Here is a 17,496-nt window from a genome sequence, read left to right as displayed (position 1 = left end):
GGCCATGGCCACGGCACCAACTCCCTTGCAGATCAAGCGACTCGGCGGTCGCATCGGCGCCCTCGCGCAGGGCGTCAGGCTCGGCGGCGAGCTGTCCGGCCCGACCGTGGAGGCGATCCGGGCCGCGCTCCACGCCCACAAGGTGGTCTTCTTCAGGAACCAGCAGCACCTGGACGACGCGAGCCACGAGGACTTCGCCCGGCTGCTCGGACAGCCGGTCGGCCACCCGACCGTGCCCGCCGCCGACGGGCGCTACGTGTTCGAGCTCGACGCGACCAAGGGCGTGCGGGCCAACAACTGGCACACGGACGTCACCTTCGTCCCCGCCTACCCCGCCGCCTCGATCCTGCGGGCGATCGAGCTGCCGCCCTACGGCGGCGAGACCGTCTGGGCCAACACGGCCGCCGCCTACGCCTCGCTGCCGCGCGCGCTGAAGGTCTTCGCCGAGCACCTGCGCGCCATCCACACCAACGACTTCGACTACGCCGCCCGGCTCGGGCTGCGGCCGGAGCTCGCGGAGAACCGCGAGGTGGCGGAGCTGTTCCGGCGGGTGTTCGTGGCCACGGCGTTCAAGACCGAGCACCCGGTGGTGCGGGTCCACCCGGTGACCGGCGAGCGGACGATCCTCCTCGGCGCCTTCGCCCAGAGCCTGGTCGGCTTCTCCAGCGACGACAGCCGGGAGCTGATCGCGCTGTTCCAGCGCTTCGTCGAGAAGCCGGAGCACACCGTCCGCTGGCGCTGGGAGGTCGGCGACGTCGCGATCTGGGACAACCGGGCCACCCAGCACTACGCCGTCAACGACTACGGCGACGAGCCGCGGCTGGTCCGCCGGATCACCCTCGACGGCGACGTCCCCGTCGACGTCGACGGGCAGCCCAGCCGGCTGCTTGAGCCGGCCGATCCGCCACACGTCGCCGGGATCGTGCCGGCCGCGGAGCTGGAGCAGCTAGCGCTGCCGCGCGCCTGATCGTTCCTCCACCTCCTCGCCGGAGGCGGCCCGCGTGGCCCGCGCGGTCCGGCGCGAGGAGATCAGGGAGGTGACGGTGGTGACGGCCAGCACGCCGACCACGACGGCGAGCGAGAGCGGGGTGCCGATCTCCGGCGCGCCGTGGACGCCCGCCTCGTGCAGGGCGTGCAGCAGGAGCTTCACGCCGATGAAGCCGAGGATCACCGACAGGCCGTAGGAGAGGTGGACCAGGCGGTCCAGCAGGCCGCCGACGAGAAAGTAGAGCTGACGCAGGCCCATCAGCGCGAAGGCGTTGGCCGTGAAGACGATGTAGGCGTCCTGCGTCAGCCCGAAGATCGCGGGGATCGAGTCCATCGCGAAGAGCACGTCCGTGGTGCCGATCGCCAGGATCACCAGCGACAGCGGGGTGATCAGCCGTCGCCCGCCCTCGACCACGGTGAGCCGGGTGCCGCGGTAGCCGTCGGCGGTGGGGAAGCGCCGTTCGACGGAGCGGAGCAGCTTGTTCTCCTCGTACTCCTCGTCCTTCGTCCCGGCCCTGGCCTCCTTGATCAGCTTCCAGGCGGTCCAGATCAGGAACGCGCCGAAGAGGAAGAAGATCCACGAGAAGGAGGCGATGACGGCCGCGCCGGCGGCGATGAAGACCGCCCGCAGCACCAGGGCGATGAGCACGCCGATCAGCAGCACCCGCTGCTGCAGCACGCGGGGGACGGCGAACTTCGCCATGATCAGCACGAAGACGAAGAGGTTGTCGACGCTCAGCGACTTCTCGGTGACCCACCCGGCCAGGAACTGCCCGGCCGGGGCCGAGCCCGAGTGCCACCACAGGAAGCCCGCGAAGAGCCCGGCGAGGCCGATCCATATCGCGGACCAGATGCCCGCCTCGCGCAGCGAGACCTCGTGCGGTTTGCGCCCGCCGACGAAGAAGTCGACGGCGATCAGGACGACGAGCACCACGACGGTGGCGACCCACATGGTCAGGGAAACGTCCATGGACGGTTCTTCCTCCGGCAGAAGACACAGATGTCTGCCGGAGGTCTCCTCCACCCGCTCGTCACGAGCCGGGCCGACGCACCCGGACGGTCCGTGGATCGTCGTGATGACGGATGCGCCGCTTCAGGGAGTACTCCCCTCCGCTTGCCCTGCCAGCCTAACAAACGAGGCGGAACGGCCGGGAGGCCGCCGTCAGCGATAGACGCGCAGGTAGTCCACCGCGAAGGTGAGCGGGGTGCTGCCGCTCGGCGCCGGGTGGTACCGGCCGGCGCAGACCGAGAGGTTGAGGATCAGGTAGGCGGACCAGTCCTGGCCCACGCCGGTGCCGTCCGAGTAGGCCTCGACACCGTCGACGTACCAGTCGACCGAGCTCGCGCCGTACGCGGTGCCGATGGTCACCCAGCCGCCCGGCCGGATCGCGGTCGCGTCCGTGTAGTAGTCGCCGCCGCCACCCACGTGGTTGGTCAGCTCCAGCAGGTTCGGGTTGTCCGGGTGGTACTCGAAGGAGTCGATCTCCCCGTTGCCGTCCTTCCAGGTCCACAGCGCCGGCCAGGCGCCGAGACCGGTCGGCAGCTGGACCCGGGTCTGGATGTAGTCGCCGGTGCTGACCTGGAAGCCCTCCTGGGAGCCCTCGGTGGTGAGCAGGCCGGTGGTCCAGGCGCGCCGGCCGTTCCGCAGGGTGTGCGGGCCGGGCCGGGCGGTGAAGGTGGCGACGCCGGCGGCCACGGACACAGCGTTCGGGTCGAGCCAGTCGAGCTTGTTGTCGCCCGGGTTGTGGTTGCCGTACTGGTACGCCGAGGTGGTGTCGCCCACCCAGCGTCGGCCCCAGACGATCGGACCGCTGAACTCCTCCGCCCAGACCGGCGTGTCCGAGGAGGCCACCCCGGGCGGGATCGGTGCGGCGGACGCGTCGGGAGCGGGCGCCGGGGACGGAACGAACGGCGTGGAGGGGGTGTCGGGGGCAGATGGAGTGTCCGGGGTGGACGGGGTGCCGGGAGAGGAGGGGGTCGGGTGTGACGTCGACATGTGCGTGCTCACAGGTGTTTCTCGATCACGGGCAGCATCTCCCGGAAGGTCTGCCCGTGCGTCGGCACGCCAATCGCGGTGAGCTCCCACGCGCCCCCCTCGTCCCGGCCGACCTTGGCCAGCACCTGGCCGCGGTGCTCACCGCCGCCGCTCAGCGTGAAGCGGGCGAGCTCGGCCCCGGTGCTCTCGTCCACCAGCTCGCAGTGGAAGTGCTGGAGCTCGGCGAAGCTCTGGCCGTTGTAGGAGTTCACCGTGAAGACGATCCGCGTGATCCGGTCGGGCACCCGGCCCAGGTCCACCGTGATCGACTCGCTCTCGCCGGTGTGCCGGACCGAGCCGTCGTTGCTGACCAGGTGCTGGAAGAAGACCACGTCGGTGAGGACCCCGTCGGCGAAGAGCACCGCGGAAGCGTCGAGGTCCACCTCGCGCCGGCGCCAGCCGAACATGCCCCGGCGCGGTGTCGCCTGCCAGTCGAGGTCGAGCCGGATCACCGGCGGGCCGCCCTCCCCGTCCGCGTGGTCGAGGCGGATGCTCTGGCCCGTGCTCAGACTCACCGACATGGCTCGGCCCTCCCCTTTGTCGGACGCCCGTGGACCTGTGTCCGTTCCATGCAGCTCCTATCGAGCACCATAGGCGCTCGGCGGGAGCTTGGGGTGGAGTAAAAGCGGGCGTCCGACTATCAGGCGATTCCGGCTTCGCGCATCTGGCGCAACTCCTTCTTCAGTTCGTTCACCTCGTCGCGCAGCCGGGCGGCCACCTCGAACTGCAATTCGGCCGCCGCGGTGTGCATACGCTCCGTCAGCTCCCCGATCAGCTCGGCGAGCTCCGCGGCCGGCAGGCTCTTCGCCTCCTTGACGTCCGCCTTGAGCCCGAGCACCGGGACCGCCGCCTTCTGGCCGCGCCCGCCACCGCCGCCCCGGTAGCCCGTGCTGAGCAGCTCGGCGGTGTCCATGTCCTCCCGGGTGAGGGTGTCCAGGATGTCGCCGATCTTCTTGCGCAGCGGCTGCGGGTCGATGCCGTGCTCGGTGTTGTACGCCTGCTGGATCTCGCGACGGCGGTTGGTCTCCGAGATCGCGTGCTCCATGGCCGGGGTGATCCGGTCGGCGTACATGTGAACCTGGCCGGAGACGTTACGCGCGGCGCGGCCGATCGTCTGGATCAGGGACCGGGGCGAGCGCAGGAAGCCCTCCTTGTCCGCGTCCAGGATCGCGACGAGCGAGACCTCGGGCAGGTCGAGGCCCTCACGGAGCAGGTTGATGCCGATCAGGACGTCGTAGTCGCCCGCGCGCAGCTGGCGCAGCAGCTCGACGCGGCGCAGTGTGTCGACGTCGCTGTGCAGGTAACGGACCCGGATGCCGAGCTCCAGCAGGTAGTCCGTCAGGTCCTCGGCCATCTTCTTGGTCAGCGTGGTGACCAGGACGCGCTCGTCCTTCTCCGTGCGCAGCCGGATCTCGTGGACCAGGTCGTCGATCTGCCCCTCGGTCGGCTTGACCACGATCTCCGGGTCGATCAGACCCGTCGGGCGGATGATCTGCTCGACATGGCCGTCGCCGCGGGAGAGCTCGTACTCGCCCGGCGTGGCGGAGAGGTACACCGTCTGCCCGATGCGCTCGACGAACTCCTCCCACTTGAGCGGCCGGTTGTCCATCGCCGAGGGCAGCCGGAAGCCGTGCTCGACCAGCGACCGCTTGCGCGAGGCGTCGCCCTCGTACATCGCGCCGATCTGCGGCACGGTGACGTGGGACTCGTCGATGACCAGGAGGAAGTCCTCCGGGAAGAAGTCCATCAGGGTGTTGGGCGCGCTGCCGGCGGTACGGCCGTCGATGTGGCGGGAGTAGTTCTCGATGCCGGAGCAGGTGCCGATCTGACGCATCATCTCGATGTCGTACGTCGTGCGCATGCGCAGCCGCTGGGCCTCCAGCAGTTTGCCCTGCTTCTCCAGCTTGGCGAGGGTCTGCTCGAGCTCCGCCTCGATCCCGGCGATGGCCCGCTCCATCCGTTCGGGCCCCGCGACGTAGTGGGATGCCGGGAAGACGTGGACCGTCTCGTCCTCACTGATCACCTCGCCGGTGAGCGGGTGCAGGGTGGAGAGCGCCTCGATCTCGTCGCCGAACATCTCGATCCGGATCGCGAGCTCCTCGTAGACCGGGAAGATCTCGATCGTGTCGCCGCGCACGCGGAAGGTGCCGCGGGTGAAGGCGACGTCGTTGCGGTTGTACTGGATCTCGACGAACCGGCGCAGCAGCGCGTCCCGGTCGATCTCGTCGCCGACCTTGAGCTGGACCATGCGGTCCGCGTACTCCTGCGGCGTGCCCAGGCCGTAGATGCAGGAGACGGAGGCGACCACGACGACGTCGCGCCGGGTGAGCAGCGAGTTGGTGGCCGAGTGGCGCAGCCGCTCGACCTCCTCGTTGATCGAGGAGTCCTTCTCGATGTAGGTGTCCGTCTGCGCGATGTACGCCTCGGGCTGGTAGTAGTCGTAGTACGAGACGAAGTACTCGACCGCGTTGTTCGGCAGCAGCTCCCGGAACTCGTTCGCCAGCTGGGCGGCGAGCGTCTTGTTCGGCGCCATGACCAGCGTGGGGCGCTGCAGTTTCTCGATCATCCACGCCGTGGTGGCGGACTTGCCGGTGCCCGTCGCGCCGAGCAGGACCACGTCCTTCTCGCCCGCGCGGATCCGGCGCTCCAGCTCCGCGATAGCGGTGGGCTGGTCGCCGTTGGGCTGGTAGGGACTGACGACCTCGAAGGGCGCCACGGACCGCTGAAGCTCGGTGATGGGTCTCACGCCACCAACCGTACGACCCGCCGCTGACAAACGGCCGCGAAACGGGGAGGCGGCCCCTCGTCGACGCTGGCAGCATCCCGTCATGAGCGTGGGGTCGGAGATCATCGAGTTCTCACCGACGCCTACGACGAGACCGCCCGCCTGCTGGGGGGTGCCGCTGCACCGTTCTCAGGCCGCGCGCCACGGCACCTTCGCCGGCGCGGACGGCGACGCCCGGCGGCGGGGTCGAACGTGTCGGGGCTGAAGCGCGCGGCCAGCAGCGGGTGGATCAACTCGCGGCGGCTATCTGCCGGCTGTCGCGCGCGAGCGCGACGAGACGGGAGATGGCGCGGAAGTACTTCTTCTTGTACCCGCCGTTGAGCATCTCCTCGCTGAATATGGAGTCGAAGGCGGCGCCGGAGGCGACGATCGGCAGCTCGCGGTCGTACATCCGGTCCGCCAGGACCACCAGGCGCAGGGCCGTGCTCTGGTCCGGCACGGCCGTGACGCCGCGCAGGAAGACGGCGTCGACGCCGTCGAGCAACGCGCCGTAGCGGGAGGGGTGGACGTCGGAGAGGTGGGCGAGCAGCCGGTCGAAGTCGTCCAGGGACGCGCCGTCGCCGTAGGAGGTGGCCAGATCGGTGACCTGGGCGTCGCTGTAGGGCGGCGGGGCCTCGGGGAGGCCGCGGTGGCGGTAGTCCTCGCCGTCGATGCGCAGGCTGCGGAAGCGGGAGGCCAGGCCTTGGATCTCGCGCATGAAGTCGGACGCGGCGAACCGGCCCTCGCCGAGCTTGCCGGGCAGGGTGTTGGAGGTGGCCGCGAGCTTGACCCCGGCCTCGGCGAGGCGGGTCAGCAGGGTGGAGACGAGGACGGTGTCGCCCGGGTCGTCGAGTTCGAACTCGTCGATGCAGAGGAGCGTGTGGCCGGAGAGCGCCTTCACGGCCTGCTGGAAGCCCAGCGCACCCACGAGGTTGGTCAGCTCGACGAAGGTGCCGAAGGCCTTCTGGCCGGGGGTGGCGTGCCACAGGGAGGCGAGCAGGTGGGTCTTGCCGACGCCGTAGCCGCCGTCGAGGTAGACCCCGCCGGGGCCGGTGGGCGCGGGCTGTGCGGAGCGGGCGAACCAGCGCTTCTTGGCGGGCTTGGCGGCGGCGTCGCGCGGGGTGAGGCCGGCGGCGAAGGACTCCAGCACCCGGACGGCCTCGGCCTGGCTGGGCTGCCGCTGGTCCGGGATGTAGGTGCTGAAGCGCGCCTGCTCGAAGCGGGGCGGCGGGACCATCTCCGCGATCAGCCGCTCCGCGGCGACGACGGGCCGGCGCTCGGCCAGGGCTATGTGAGGGGCAGGCGACACGAGTCCCAAGGGTACGTTCCGCGGGGGCGTGGAAGACTGCCCCATGTGCGCAGACTGCTTCCGTACGACCCGGATGTGACGGACCTCACCTCCAGACCGGGCCAGAGCGAGACCGCACCGGCCGGTGCCGACGAGGACCCGTGGAGCCTCGAGGCGCTGGCCGACGCTTATGCGTATCCGGCCGAGGTCGTCGACGCCGGCCGGCCGTGGCTGCGGGCGAACATGGTCAGCAGCCTCGACGGCGCCGCCCGCCTGGACGGGCTCTCCGAGGGCCTCTCCTCCGCCGACGACAAGCGGATCTTCGGCGTGCTGCGGGCGCTCGCGGACGTGGTCCTGGTCGGCGCGCAGACGGTGCGGGCCGAGGGGTACCGCCCGGCCATGGCCCGTGCCGAGTTCGCCGCGGAGCGCGCGGCGCGGGGCCAGGGGCCGGCGCCGGTGATCGCGGTGGTCAGCAGGAGCCTGGAACTGGACCTCACCCTGCCGCTCTTCACCTCGCCGCGGGTGCCGACCGTGGTGGTGACGGCGGAGGCCGCCCCGGCGGACGCGCTGGCCGCGACGCGGCGGGTCGCGGACGTCGTCGTCGCCGGCGAGGAGCACGTCGACGTCGGGCGGGCGACCGCCGCGCTCGCGGAGCGCGGCTGGACGCGGCAGTTGACGGAGGGCGGTCCCCGGCTCCTGGGTCAGCTGGCGGAGGCGGACCGTCTCGACGAACTCTGCCTCACCCTGGCCCCCCTGCTCGCGGCCGGGGACGCGCCCCGGATCGCGCACGGTTCGAAGTCGATCGCCCAGCGTATGGAACTGGTCGGCCTGCTGGAGGCGAAAGGTTTCCTCTTCGCCCGCTACGCCCGTAGCGTGAAGATTGCGCAATAACGGAGGGGTTGCCTCCGGATATTGCGAGAGGATGCAGGGGCAGCGCAGAGCAGCACGCCGTGGCGGTTGGACGACAGGTTCTCCGGCTGACGAGGGAAGAAGGACTCAGGTGTTCACTACCGTTCTGTTGATCGAGAAGGCGCTGTCGGAAGCCGACGTCGAGCTCGTCACCACGCTCCACGCCGAGGAGAACGTCTTCTTCCACGTGGTGATGCAGCCGCGCGGCAAGCAGGACGAGTTGCTGCGCGCGATCGACGACGTGGCGTTCGGCTACCTGGAACAGGCGACCAGGGAAAGGGAGGAGCCACACGGGCAGGCGGCGCTGGGCGCCGCCGACGCGGCGCTCGAGCACACGCTGCGCGCGCTCCGGCACGCCGGCGCGGCCGGCGCGGAGGGCGCGGTGGTGGACCACAACCCGCTGGAAGGCCTGCAGGACCTGGTCAAGGAGGTCTCCGCGGACGAGGTGATCGTGCTTGCCGCTCCGCACTGGGTCGAGGGCCTCTTCCACCGCGACTGGGCCTCCCAGGCCCGGCACAAGGTCGGCGTCCCGGTGCTCCAGCTCTTCTCCCAGCAGGACTAGGCGCTACCCCAGGGGCGCGAGGAACTCCCCGCGCCCCTGGACGGTGCGACTGCCTCGATACGGCAGAATCGAGGCGACCGCCTGTCGTCGACTCGACCCCCGGAGCCCGACACCATGACCGACTCGTCCGCGCCTCTCAACGCCCCGCACTTCATCGGCATCGGGGGCGCCGGCATGTCCGGGCTCGCGAAGATCCTCGCGCTGCGCGGAGCGCAGGTCTCCGGCAGTGACGCCAAGGAGTCGACCGTCGTGCTGGCCCTGCGCCAGCTCGGCGCGGAGGTGCACGTCGGGCACGCCGCCGAGAACGTGCCGGCCGGCGCCAGCGCCATCGTCGTCTCCAGCGCGATCCGCGAGGACAACCCGGAGATCGCGGAGGCCCGTCGTCGCGGCCTGCCGATCGTGCACCGCTCCGACGCGCTGGCCGCGCTGATGGAGGGCCGCCGGGCGCTGGCCGTCGCCGGCACGCACGGCAAGACCACGACGACGAGCATGCTGGCGGTCAGTCTCACCGCGCTCGGTCTCGACCCGTCCTTCGCGATCGGCGGCGACCTCAACGAGCCCGGCAGCAACGCCCACCACGGCACCGGCGAGATCTTCGTCGCCGAGGCGGACGAGAGCGACCGCAGCTTCCAGAAGTACACGCCCGAGGTCGCCATCGTCCTCAACGTGGAGCTGGACCACCACGCCAACTACGCGTCGATGGACGAGATCTACGAGTCGTTCGAGGCGTTCGCCGACCGCATCACCCCGGGCGGCGCGCTGGTCGTCGACATCGACCACGCGGGCGCGGCCGAGCTGGCCGCGCGGGTCTCAGGGCGGCGGTTCGACATCGTGACGGTCGGCGAGACCGAGCACGCGGACTTCCGGATCGTGAAGATCGCTCCGCGCGGCATGACCAGCGAGGTCACCGTGCTGCTGCCGACGGGCGAGGAGCTGACCTTCACCGTCAACGTCCCCGGCCGGCACTACGCACACAACGCCGTCGCCGCGCTCGCCGCGGGCGTCAGGCTCGGCGTTCCCGCCGCGGAGCTGGCCCCGGCGCTCAGCACCTACCAGGGCGTGCGCCGCCGCCTGCAGCTCAAGGGCGAGGCGGCCGGTGTCCAGGTGATCGACTCCTACGCGCACCACCCGACCGAGATCGCGGCCGACCTGCAGGCGATCCGGGAGGCGGCAGGCGAGGGCCGCGTGCTCGTGGTCTTCCAGCCGCACCTGTTCAGCCGCACCCGCGAGCTGGGCCTGGAGATGGGCGAGGCGCTGTCGCTGGCCGACCAGGTCGTGGTGCTGGACGTCTACCCGGCGCGCGAGGACCCGATCCCGGGCATCACCAGCGAGATCGTCATCGAGGCGGCCCGCGCCAAGGGCGCCGACGTGCAGGGCGCCCACTCGCTCGCGGCGGTCCCGGACCTCGTCGCGGGAATCGCGAAGCCGGGTGACCTCGTTCTCACCATGGGCGCCGGGGACGTGACCTTCCTCGGTCCGGAGATCCTCTCCCGCCTGGACACCCTCGGCTGACCGAAGGAGCGCGATCATGGGCTACGAGATCGAGAAGACCGACGCGGAGTGGCGCGAGGAACTGACGCCCGCCGAGTACGCGGTGCTGCGCGAGGCCGGCACCGAGCGCCCCTTCGTGGGTGAGTTCACCGACACCAAGACGGTGGGCGTCTACTCCTGCCGCGCCTGTGGCAACGAGCTGTTCAGCTCGGAGACGAAGTTCGACTCGCACTGCGGCTGGCCCAGCTACTTCGCGCCGCTGGCCGAGGACCGGGTCGAGTACATCGAGGACGACAGCCACGGGATGCGCCGGGTCGAGGTGCGCTGCGCGAAGTGCGGCTCGCACCTGGGCCACGTCTTCGAGGGCGAGGGCTACGGCACCCCGACCGACCAGCGGTACTGCATCAACTCCATCTCGCTGAAGCTGCGTCCCGCGGACGCGTGACGGCCACACCGCCGCGAACGCGGCGCGAAGCACTGCGGCCCCGGGCGAAGCCCGGGGCCGCAGTCGTGCGTGGGGGCAGGCGCTCAGGAGCCGGCAGTGGCCTGACCGTTCGAGCGGACCTGGGCGAAGGAGCGCGCCATGCCGCGCTTGAGCAGCGGGCCGAGCGGGTGCCCCACCAGACGGTGCAGCAGCAGCCAGGCCGTCACCATGACGCTCAGCGACACGGCGACCGTCGCGTAGGGCGGCAGGGTAGGTGCTGAGCCGGTTGACGACCTCGAAGCCGATCTCCTGACGCCCATCCAGTGCCAGGAGAGCACGGCGAGGCGTTCACAGGGGCCCCACGGCCAAGGCGCCCGCGCGTGGCCGGCGCGGCTCCTGGCGCGGCTCCGGCGCGGCGGCCACCGCCCGCCGCGCCAGGAGGCCGTCCGTGCAGGTCAGCGGTTGAGGGGCATGGTCATCGTCGGCTTGATCGGATTGGCGTCCGGCCGGACCTTGCTGACCGCCGTGCCGAGTGCGAAGAACTCGACGGCGTGCTCGCCCCAGTAACGGAAGTCGTCGACGAAGGTGCCGACGACGCCGTCCGCGCCCATTTGCTGTCCCTCGTACTGCATGCGGGCCATCGCCAGCTCGCGGGCGTCGTAGAGGGCCTGGGTGAACTGCGGCATCTCCGCGTTCTGGCCGACCTGGGAGAGGGTCTGCCGCAGCGTCTGGTGGGCCACGTGGTAGACGCAGTTGCCGAGGACGAGCCGACGGGGCAGCCAGCCGTGCTCCCAGAGCGTCCAGAAGTCCTGGCCGGAAAGGCTGGTGGTGAACGGCTTGCCGTTCGGGGCGCGGTAGCTCGCGCCGTCATTGGCCTTGACGGCGGTGCCGACCGCGATGAACTCGACGACGTCCGCGAGGAATCCGTAGTGCATCGGGCGCAGCTCGACGCCGATGATGCCGTCCGCGCCGAGCTGGGCGGCCTCCGCCTCCATGCGGGCCATCGCCAGTTCGCGGACGTTGTACATGGCCTGGGTGAGCACGCCGAGCTCCTGGCTGACCTTCCAGTTCCCGTACTGGACGCCGACGTGGTAGACGCTGGTGCCCATCACCATGCCGAGCGGCTCGAAGCCCGACTCGGTGACCAGCACGAACTCGTTGACCGACAAGTCGGAGGTGAAGCAGGGGCGTCCCTGCCGCGAGCCGTCGAGGCGGCCGCGCGCGATGTCGGAGACCTGGACCTGCTGATACCCGGGCGTGCTCATGCCGCCTCCCCCTTCGGTCGCGGGCCCGTCGGCGGGCCCGTCCGGTGAACCGTAGCAGCGTTGCGATTCTCGCAATGCGGCCGTACCGTGGAGGCATGGACGAATCCGTCTCCGGGCGGGTACGCGAGGTGATCCGGGCGGCCGGCCTGAGCCAGGCAGCCTTCGCCGCGCGCACGGGAATCACGCCCGACAAACTCTCCAAGTCCCTCGGCGGCGTCCGCCGCTTCAGCTCCCTCGACCTCGCGCTCATCGCGGAGACGGCCGGGGTCAGCGTCGACTGGCTGCTGACCGGCCGACAGCACGCCCCGGCCGGTGTCGCGGCGCGCGGCGACGCCCTCGCACACGGCCAGAGCCTCACCGACCGCGCCGAGCGTTTCACCGCCGCCTACGACGTGCTCGAACTGCTGGGCCGCGCGCCCGCGTTGCCCGAACCGCCGCCGCTTGCCGACGGCAGCGCCGACGAGCAGGGCTCGCTGCTGGCCGCCGAGGCGCGTGCCCGGGTCCGCGCGGCGGCGGGCGCGGACCCGGCCCTGCTGCCCACCGGCGACCTGCTCGCGGTCCTCGAGCACGCCTTCGGCGTGGACTTCGCCGTCACCGAGCTCCCGGCCGCCGTCGACGGGTTCGCCTGGCAGGAGGACGGCTTCCGACTCGCGCTGGCCCGGCGTGACGAGCGCTGGACCAGGCAGCGGTTCACCCTCGCCCACGAGCTCGGCCACCTGCTCGCCGGCGACGCGGTCGAGCCGCTGGCCGAGTCCCCCGTCGCGCCCGGCCGCCAGGCCGAGCCGGACGAGGTGCGCGCCAACGCCTTCGCGGCCGCGCTGCTCATGCCCGAGCCGGAGGTCCGCGCGGCGGCGGCCGTGCTCGACTTCGCCGAGGTCGTCGTCCGGTTCCGGGTCTCGCCCAGCGCGCTCGCCGCCCGGCTGCGCCGTCTCGGCCTGATCGACGCCGCCGAGCACGCCCGGCTGCGGCGGCGCACCACCGCCGAGTGCCACCTGGCCGCCGCCGCCATGGACGCCTACCTGCGCGAGGCCGCCCTCGCCGCCGCCGAGCGTCCCCCGGCACGCCTGGCCGACGGCCTCTGGTCCGCCTTCGAGGCGGGTGAGACGACGCTGCGTCCGCTCGCCGCGCTGCTCGGCATGGCGCCCGCGGAGCTGGAAGGCCGGTTGGCGACGTCCGAGATCCCGCCGAACCCCTCGGAACCCCGCGCCGACGAGGGGGAGTTGGTCTACCAACCATGACCGGCCGGATCCAGTGGTGGTTCCCCGACAACACGGTGCTCTGCAACTTCGCGGCCGTCGACCGGCTGCCGCTGCTGGAGAAGGTGCTCGACGGACGGGGCCGCTGGTCCGAGGCGGTCGCCCGGGAGGCCCGGCTCTCCGCCCGCCGACTGCCGCCGCTGGGCGGCCTGGTGGACCGCGGCGCGCTGGGCGAGCCGATCGAGATCACGGACGCGGACGTTCGGGTCGAGGTGGAGCGCCTGCGCCGGGCCGTCTTCGGCGGCGATCGGCGTCGTCCGACCCAGCACCTCGGCGAGGCCGAGACACTGGCGCTGATCACCAGGGCGCCGGAGTTCCGCCGCTCCGTCTGGATCTCCGACGACCGCGACGCCGCCCGCTACGCCCGCCGTCGCGGCATCACCACCCTGGAGACCTACGATCTGGTCGCCGCGGCCGTCGGTGAGCGGCTGCTCTCCCCCGCCGAGGCCCACGACCTGCTGCACCGGATGACGGAATCGGGCCGCCACCTGCATCGGACCAGTTCGGGGCCGGAGGAGTTCGGCGCCGGGCCCGTTCCGGGCAGGTGAGGAAAGCTCAAATCTAGCTCTGAGAATGGGGTCCGGCCCTTCCCGGTGAACGGCCCAGCCGACATGCTCTCCCCATGGAGCCAGGTGCGGGGGACCTGGCTCCTTCCCTCTTTGGAGGAGGTGTCCGGATGAGCCTCGATCCACTCTTCGTCGCCGCGGCGCTCACCGTCGTTCCGGCGGCCGCGCTGCACCTGTGGACCAGCTCCCGATCCAGGTGCGGCGCCCGGGTCTTCCTCGCCGCCCGGCGGCTGCTCGGCGGCTCGCTGCTGCTGACCCTGCTGCTGGCGGCAGTGGCCACGTTCCGCTGGTCCGACGCCACGATGGGCGCGAGCACGGTCCTGACGGGCGAGCCGGCGCCCGCGTCGGGGCTCCCGCCGCTCGCCGGCTTCGTCGTCCTGGCCGTGCTGGCCGGGCTCGCGCGGCTCGTGGCCGCATGTCGCCGCAGTGACGCCGGATCACGGTTGCGTATCCGTCGACCTGCGCATCTTGAGCGAGGGACGCCGCTCGGGTTGGTTGGCGGACATGCCGTACCTGTTCCTGGTGCCCGCGGTGCTGCTCGCGGCACTGTCGTCGCTCCGGCTGTGCCGCCTGGCCGCGGCGAGCGACCCGTTCCCGGGCCCCGGCCCGGAGGCGCTGCCGCACGACGCGTCGGCGCCGAGCACGCCGCCTGAGCCGCTCCCGCCCGCGCTGCCCTCGTCCGAGCTGCTCGCGTCCGCACCGCTTCCGCCCGCGCCGCGCGGGCCCGCTCCGGTCGAGGCGGCCTACCTCGCGGGTGGTCCTAGGCGGGTCGTGGACGTGACCCTCATCGACATGACGGGCCGCGGCCTGCTCCACCTCGCCCACACCGGCTGGACCTCGGTGGCCCGCCCGCACCCGGACAGCGAGCTGGAGTCGGAGGTCCTCGCCGCGCTCGGCCCCGAGGGCCAGCGCCGTACGGACGAGGTCCGCGGCGAGGTCGCCGCCGGTCCAGCCGTCGCCGCGCTCGCCCGCTCCTTGGCCGACGTCGGCCTCGCGGTCCCTCCGGGCGCCCGCGCGGCGCTCGCCGAGGCCGTCGCCGGCGTGCGGTTCGCCTTGGTCGCCTCGGGGGCCCTGCTGGTGACGGCGCTGGCCGTGCTGGGCGCGCGCAACCTGCTCACCGGCGCGCACGAAAGCCTGCTGCTGCCCGCGGCCTGGTTCGTGCTGCCGATGATCCTCAGCGGCGGCACGCTGCTGATGGCCCGCGCCGAGTTCCACCCGATCACGCCGTGGGCGGCGCCGGCGGGTCAGGACGTCCTGCGCGCGCTCCGTCCGCGGCGCCGTCGTCTCCGCCGGGTGGCGGACCCGCTGCTCGCCATCGTCCTTCGCGGGCCCTCGGCGATCCACGACCCGCGGCTCCGGGCCGCGCTGACCGTTCGTCCGCGCGAAGACTGAGGCTCGGGGGACTGCCGCGCAGTCCCCCGAGCCTCGGGTGTCTCAGGCCAGGCCGGCGACGAGCTCGCCGATCGCGCGGCGGCGGCCCGTGTAGAAGGGGACCTCCTCGCGGACGTGGAGGCGGGCGCGGCTGGCACGCAGGTGGCGCATCAGGTCGACGATGCGGTGCAGCTCGTCCGCCTCGAAGGCGAGGAGCCACTCGTAGTCCCCGAGGGCGAAGGACGCGACCGTGTTGGCGCGGACGTCCGGGTAGCCGCGGGCCATCTTGCCGTGCTCGGCCAGCATCTCGCGGCGCTCGGCGTCCTCCAGCAGGTACCAGTCGTACGAGCGCACGAACGGGTAGACGCAGATGTAGCCGCGCGGCGTCTCGTCCGCGAGGAACGCCGGGATGTGCGACTTGTTGAACTCGGCGGGGCGGTGCAGGGCCATGTTCGACCAGACCGGCTCCATGCGGCGGCCGAGCTCCGTGCGGCGGAAGCGGTTGTACGCCTCCTGCAGGTTGTCGCTGTCGCCGGAGTGCCACCAGATCATCAGGTCGGCGTCGGCGCGGAGGCCGGAGACGTCGTAGGTGCCGCGCACGGTGACGTCCTTCTCGGCGAGCTGCGCGAACAGCTCCTCGACCTCGGTGGCCATCGCGGCGCGGTCGTCGGGCAGCACGTCCTTGAGGCGGAAGACCGACCACAGGGTGTAGCGGATGACGTCGTTCAGCTCGCGAGCCTTCGGCTTCGCCTTATCGGTGTGCTCGTCACTCATGGGGTCATTGTCTCCCTTGCTCACTCTGCTCCGGACACCAGGTCCGTCGTGACCGCAGCCGCCGCGCGCCAGCCGTCCGCGATGCAGGCGGGGATGCCGACGCCGTGATAGGCCGCGCCGCACAGCGCGAGGCCCGGCAGCGCGGCGACGGCCGCCTCGATCCGGGCGACCCGCGCCGGGTGCCCGACCGGGTACTGCGGCAGGCCCGCGCGCCAGCGCGTCACCGCGTGCGCGTACGGGGTCGCGGTGATGCCGGCCGCCTCGCGCAGGTCCGCACGGGAGCGGGCGACCAGCTCGGCGTCGTCGAGGTCGAGCACCGCCTCCTCGCCCTGGCGTCCCAGCGAGGTGCGCAGCACGAAGCTGTCGGGGGCGGCCTTGTCGAGCCAGCCCCACTTGTTGCTGGAGAAGGTGGACGCCTTGATCGCCCGACCGTCGACCGGCGGGACCAGGAAGCCGCTGCCGGGCAGCGGGCCGAGGTCGGCGCGGTGGTAGGCCAGGGTGACCAGCGCCATGCCCGCGTACTCGACCTCGCGCAGCTCGGCGGCCACGTCGGGGGCGAGCTCGGCCAGCAGTCGCGCCGCGACCGGCGCGGGGACGGCGAGCACCACCGCGTCGGCCGTCAGCGTCCGGCCCCCGGAGGACGGGCCGCCGGAGGACGGCCGGCCGGAGGACGGGCCGGTCTCGGTGACGACGGTCCAGCCGTCCGCGGTCCGGTGCAGCGACGCGACCGGGGTGTCGGTGCGCAGCTCCGCCCCGGCGGCGCGGCAGGCGTCCGCGACCGCGCCGGGCAGGCGGCCGATGCCGCCGTCGATGCCGGTGAAGACCGGGGCCGGGTCGGGGTTCGCCGCAGCGGCCGCCAGGGCCGCGTGCACGCCCTCGACCGCGGAGCGCTCGCGCTGGGCGATGGCCAGCAGCTGCGGCACGGCCGCGCTCAGCGAGATCGCGTCAGCGTGACCGGCGTAGACGCCGCCGAGCAGCGGCTCGACCAGGCGGTCCACGACCTCGCGGCCCAGCCGCGCGGCCACGTACTCCCCGACGCCGATGTCCTCGCCGACCTCGGTGCGCGGCAGCGTCGCGTCCTCGGCGGCACGGGCCAGGCCCTCGGGCGAGAGCACGCCGCTGGCGGCGAGCGCGTCGAGGTCGCCGGGGACGCCCATCAGGTGCCCGGTGGGCATCGGGCGCAGCTCGCCGCGGGTCCAGATCGACGCCTTGGCGGTGGTCGGCGGCTGCAGCGCGTCGCCGAGGCCGACGGCCCGTGCCAGCGTGATCGCCTCCGGGCGCCGCGCGAGCATCGACTCCGCGCCCAGGTCCACGCCGACCCCGCCGACCTCGCCCTGGAGCAGCTTGCCGCCGAAGCGCGGCGAGGCCTCCAGCAGCGTCACGCGCGCCCGCTCGCGACCGTCGACGATCCCGCGCAGCCGCGCCGCGGCCGCGAGGCCGGCGATCCCGCCGCCGATCACCAGGACGTGCGGGAGGGATCCGGTCGGGTCGCCGGGCTGGGCGGGCGTCGTGCTGTGCATGTCCCTCACTCTCGCACACGCCCCCGGGCGCCCGACCGCGGCCGGGCCTCAACCCTTTCGTTACCGCCTTGTTGACACGGTGTCGGGAACCCGCGGCCGGCTCCGCGCATCCAATGCGCGAGTACGCGACGAGGGGAGCGGACACATGCGAAAGAGGAGCCACAGATGCCGGCTCGGGGCCTCCGTAGCCGCAGGGATCCTGGCGGCGGCCCTGGCACTGGCCGGGTGCTCGGCGTCCAGCGGCGGTGACAGCAGCGCGGCGAGCGCGCCGCGCGCGGCAGCGG

17 protein-coding genes are annotated in these 17,496 nt (G+C 72.4%); 8 read left to right on the top strand and 9 right to left on the bottom strand.

The genetic code is table 11. The annotated features are described in order from the left end of the window. Positions 1 to 4 precede the first annotated feature (4 nt). Positions 5 to 967: a TauD/TfdA dioxygenase family protein gene (locus tag TR48_RS00800; RefSeq protein WP_042363786.1), complete on the top strand. Its 963-nt coding sequence runs from the start codon at positions 5 to 7 to the stop codon at positions 965 to 967. Here the strand turns inward: TR48_RS00800 and TR48_RS00795 are convergent. From TR48_RS00795 to zapE, 5 genes are all read right to left on the bottom strand, one after another. Beyond that, a complete protein-coding gene (locus TR48_RS00795; protein WP_042363785.1) occupies positions 947 to 1,957 on the bottom strand; it encodes a TerC family protein in 1,011 nt (336 codons plus the stop codon). The two genes, TR48_RS00800 and TR48_RS00795, sit on opposite strands and share 21 nt — an antisense overlap. Before the next feature lie 192 nt (positions 1,958 to 2,149). Next, a complete protein-coding gene (locus tag TR48_RS00790; protein WP_236651943.1) occupies positions 2,150 to 2,995 on the bottom strand; it encodes a glycoside hydrolase family 16 protein in 846 nt (281 codons plus the stop codon). After that, positions 2,992 to 3,543, bottom strand: a complete 552-nt coding sequence (locus TR48_RS00785) for a TerD family protein (protein ID WP_042363783.1) — start codon at positions 3,541 to 3,543, stop codon at positions 2,992 to 2,994. The genes TR48_RS00790 and TR48_RS00785 overlap by 4 nt, the downstream gene beginning before the upstream one ends. 119 nt (positions 3,544 to 3,662) lie before the next feature. Beyond that, entirely contained in the window at positions 3,663 to 5,768 is a 2,106-nt protein-coding gene (uvrB, locus tag TR48_RS00780; RefSeq protein WP_042363782.1) for an excinuclease ABC subunit UvrB, read from the bottom strand. Positions 5,769 to 6,036: 268 nt separating this feature from the next. Then, the gene (gene zapE / locus TR48_RS00775) at positions 6,037 to 7,140 is read right to left on the bottom strand and encodes a cell division protein ZapE (protein WP_042363781.1); all 1,104 of its coding nucleotides are present in this window, start codon (positions 7,138 to 7,140) and stop codon (positions 6,037 to 6,039) included. On the opposite strand from zapE, the gene TR48_RS00770 reads away from it, so the two are divergent. The 4 genes from TR48_RS00770 to msrB all read left to right on the top strand — a co-directional run bounded on the left by TR48_RS00770 (position 7,141) and on the right by msrB (position 10,481). Beyond that, entirely contained in the window at positions 7,141 to 7,965 is an 825-nt protein-coding gene (locus TR48_RS00770) for a pyrimidine reductase family protein (protein WP_042363780.1), read from the top strand. A 109-nt stretch (positions 7,966 to 8,074) separates the two neighbouring features. After that, complete coding sequence (locus TR48_RS00765) at positions 8,075 to 8,545, top strand: hypothetical protein (protein WP_042363779.1); 471 nt, start codon at positions 8,075 to 8,077, stop codon at positions 8,543 to 8,545. A 114-nt stretch (positions 8,546 to 8,659) separates the two neighbouring features. Next, positions 8,660 to 10,057 (top strand): UDP-N-acetylmuramate--L-alanine ligase, encoded by a 1,398-nt coding sequence (murC, locus tag TR48_RS00760; RefSeq protein WP_042363778.1) that lies wholly within the window; start codon positions 8,660 to 8,662, stop codon positions 10,055 to 10,057. 16 nt (positions 10,058 to 10,073) lie between these two features. Next, positions 10,074 to 10,481 carry a peptide-methionine (R)-S-oxide reductase MsrB gene (gene msrB / locus TR48_RS00755; protein WP_042363777.1) on the top strand — a complete coding sequence of 136 codons (408 nt, stop codon included), beginning with the start codon at positions 10,074 to 10,076 and terminating at the stop codon, positions 10,479 to 10,481. 83 nt (positions 10,482 to 10,564) lie between these two features. On the opposite strand, the gene TR48_RS42850 is transcribed toward msrB, so the two are convergent. Both TR48_RS42850 and TR48_RS00750 read right to left on the bottom strand, forming a co-directional pair. Then, positions 10,565 to 10,705, bottom strand: coding sequence for a hypothetical protein (locus tag TR48_RS42850; RefSeq protein ID WP_161789761.1), 141 nt, complete (start codon positions 10,703 to 10,705; stop codon positions 10,565 to 10,567). Positions 10,706 to 10,915: 210 nt separating this feature from the next. After that, the gene (locus TR48_RS00750; protein ID WP_084728656.1) at positions 10,916 to 11,725 is read right to left on the bottom strand and encodes a heavy metal-binding domain-containing protein; all 810 of its coding nucleotides are present in this window, start codon (positions 11,723 to 11,725) and stop codon (positions 10,916 to 10,918) included. 95 nt (positions 11,726 to 11,820) lie between these two features. Here TR48_RS00750 and TR48_RS00745 point away from each other — a divergent pair, with 95 nt between their 5' ends. From TR48_RS00745 to TR48_RS00735, 3 genes are all read left to right on the top strand, one after another. After that, positions 11,821 to 12,963 (top strand): XRE family transcriptional regulator, encoded by a 1,143-nt coding sequence (locus TR48_RS00745; protein WP_042363776.1) that lies wholly within the window; start codon positions 11,821 to 11,823, stop codon positions 12,961 to 12,963. Continuing rightward, positions 12,960 to 13,529 (top strand): PIN domain-containing protein, encoded by a 570-nt coding sequence (locus TR48_RS00740; protein WP_042363775.1) that lies wholly within the window; start codon positions 12,960 to 12,962, stop codon positions 13,527 to 13,529. The genes TR48_RS00745 and TR48_RS00740 overlap by 4 nt, the downstream gene beginning before the upstream one ends. A gap of 522 nt (positions 13,530 to 14,051) precedes the next feature. Further along, positions 14,052 to 14,939, top strand: a complete 888-nt coding sequence (locus TR48_RS00735) for a TIGR04222 domain-containing membrane protein (protein ID WP_042363774.1) — start codon at positions 14,052 to 14,054, stop codon at positions 14,937 to 14,939. A gap of 42 nt (positions 14,940 to 14,981) precedes the next feature. Here TR48_RS00735 and hemQ read toward each other — a convergent pair whose 3' ends face one another. Together hemQ and hemG are read right to left on the bottom strand one after the other, a co-directional pair. Beyond that, a complete protein-coding gene (gene hemQ / locus TR48_RS00730) occupies positions 14,982 to 15,692 on the bottom strand; it encodes a hydrogen peroxide-dependent heme synthase (RefSeq protein ID WP_042363773.1) in 711 nt (236 codons plus the stop codon). Between the two features lie 20 nt (positions 15,693 to 15,712). Continuing rightward, positions 15,713 to 17,212: a protoporphyrinogen oxidase gene (gene hemG, locus TR48_RS00725; RefSeq protein ID WP_042363772.1), complete on the bottom strand. Its 1,500-nt coding sequence runs from the start codon at positions 17,210 to 17,212 to the stop codon at positions 15,713 to 15,715. Between the last annotated feature and the right edge of the window lie 284 nt (positions 17,213 to 17,496).

Origin of the sequence: Streptacidiphilus neutrinimicus, assembly GCF_000787815.1 — a bacterium.
In the GTDB taxonomy this organism is placed as follows: domain Bacteria; phylum Actinomycetota; class Actinomycetes; order Streptomycetales; family Streptomycetaceae; genus Streptacidiphilus; species Streptacidiphilus neutrinimicus.
This window is presented reverse-complemented; position numbering and strand designations above follow the sequence as displayed.

What these genes read in the sequence shown, in the direction of transcription:
- hemQ (WP_042363773.1), bottom strand. Translation starts at nt 15,692, where the DNA reads ATGAGTGACGAGCACACCGATAAGGCGAAGCCGAAGGCTCGCGAGCTG.
- murC (WP_042363778.1), top strand. Translation starts at nt 8,660, where the DNA reads ATGACCGACTCGTCCGCGCCTCTCAACGCCCCGCACTTCATCGGCATC.
- TR48_RS00785 (WP_042363783.1), bottom strand. Translation starts at nt 3,543, where the DNA reads ATGTCGGTGAGTCTGAGCACGGGCCAGAGCATCCGCCTCGACCACGCG.
- TR48_RS00740 (WP_042363775.1), top strand. Translation starts at nt 12,960, where the DNA reads ATGACCGGCCGGATCCAGTGGTGGTTCCCCGACAACACGGTGCTCTGC.
- TR48_RS00745 (WP_042363776.1), top strand. Translation starts at nt 11,821, where the DNA reads ATGGACGAATCCGTCTCCGGGCGGGTACGCGAGGTGATCCGGGCGGCC.
- msrB (WP_042363777.1), top strand. Translation starts at nt 10,074, where the DNA reads ATGGGCTACGAGATCGAGAAGACCGACGCGGAGTGGCGCGAGGAACTG.
- zapE (WP_042363781.1), bottom strand. Translation starts at nt 7,140, where the DNA reads ATGGGGCAGTCTTCCACGCCCCCGCGGAACGTACCCTTGGGACTCGTG.
- TR48_RS00735 (WP_042363774.1), top strand. Translation starts at nt 14,052, where the DNA reads ATGCCGTACCTGTTCCTGGTGCCCGCGGTGCTGCTCGCGGCACTGTCG.
- TR48_RS00795 (WP_042363785.1), bottom strand. Translation starts at nt 1,957, where the DNA reads ATGGACGTTTCCCTGACCATGTGGGTCGCCACCGTCGTGGTGCTCGTC.
- TR48_RS00750 (WP_084728656.1), bottom strand. Translation starts at nt 11,725, where the DNA reads ATGAGCACGCCCGGGTATCAGCAGGTCCAGGTCTCCGACATCGCGCGC.
- hemG (WP_042363772.1), bottom strand. Translation starts at nt 17,212, where the DNA reads ATGCACAGCACGACGCCCGCCCAGCCCGGCGACCCGACCGGATCCCTC.
- TR48_RS00800 (WP_042363786.1), top strand. Translation starts at nt 5, where the DNA reads ATGGCCACGGCACCAACTCCCTTGCAGATCAAGCGACTCGGCGGTCGC.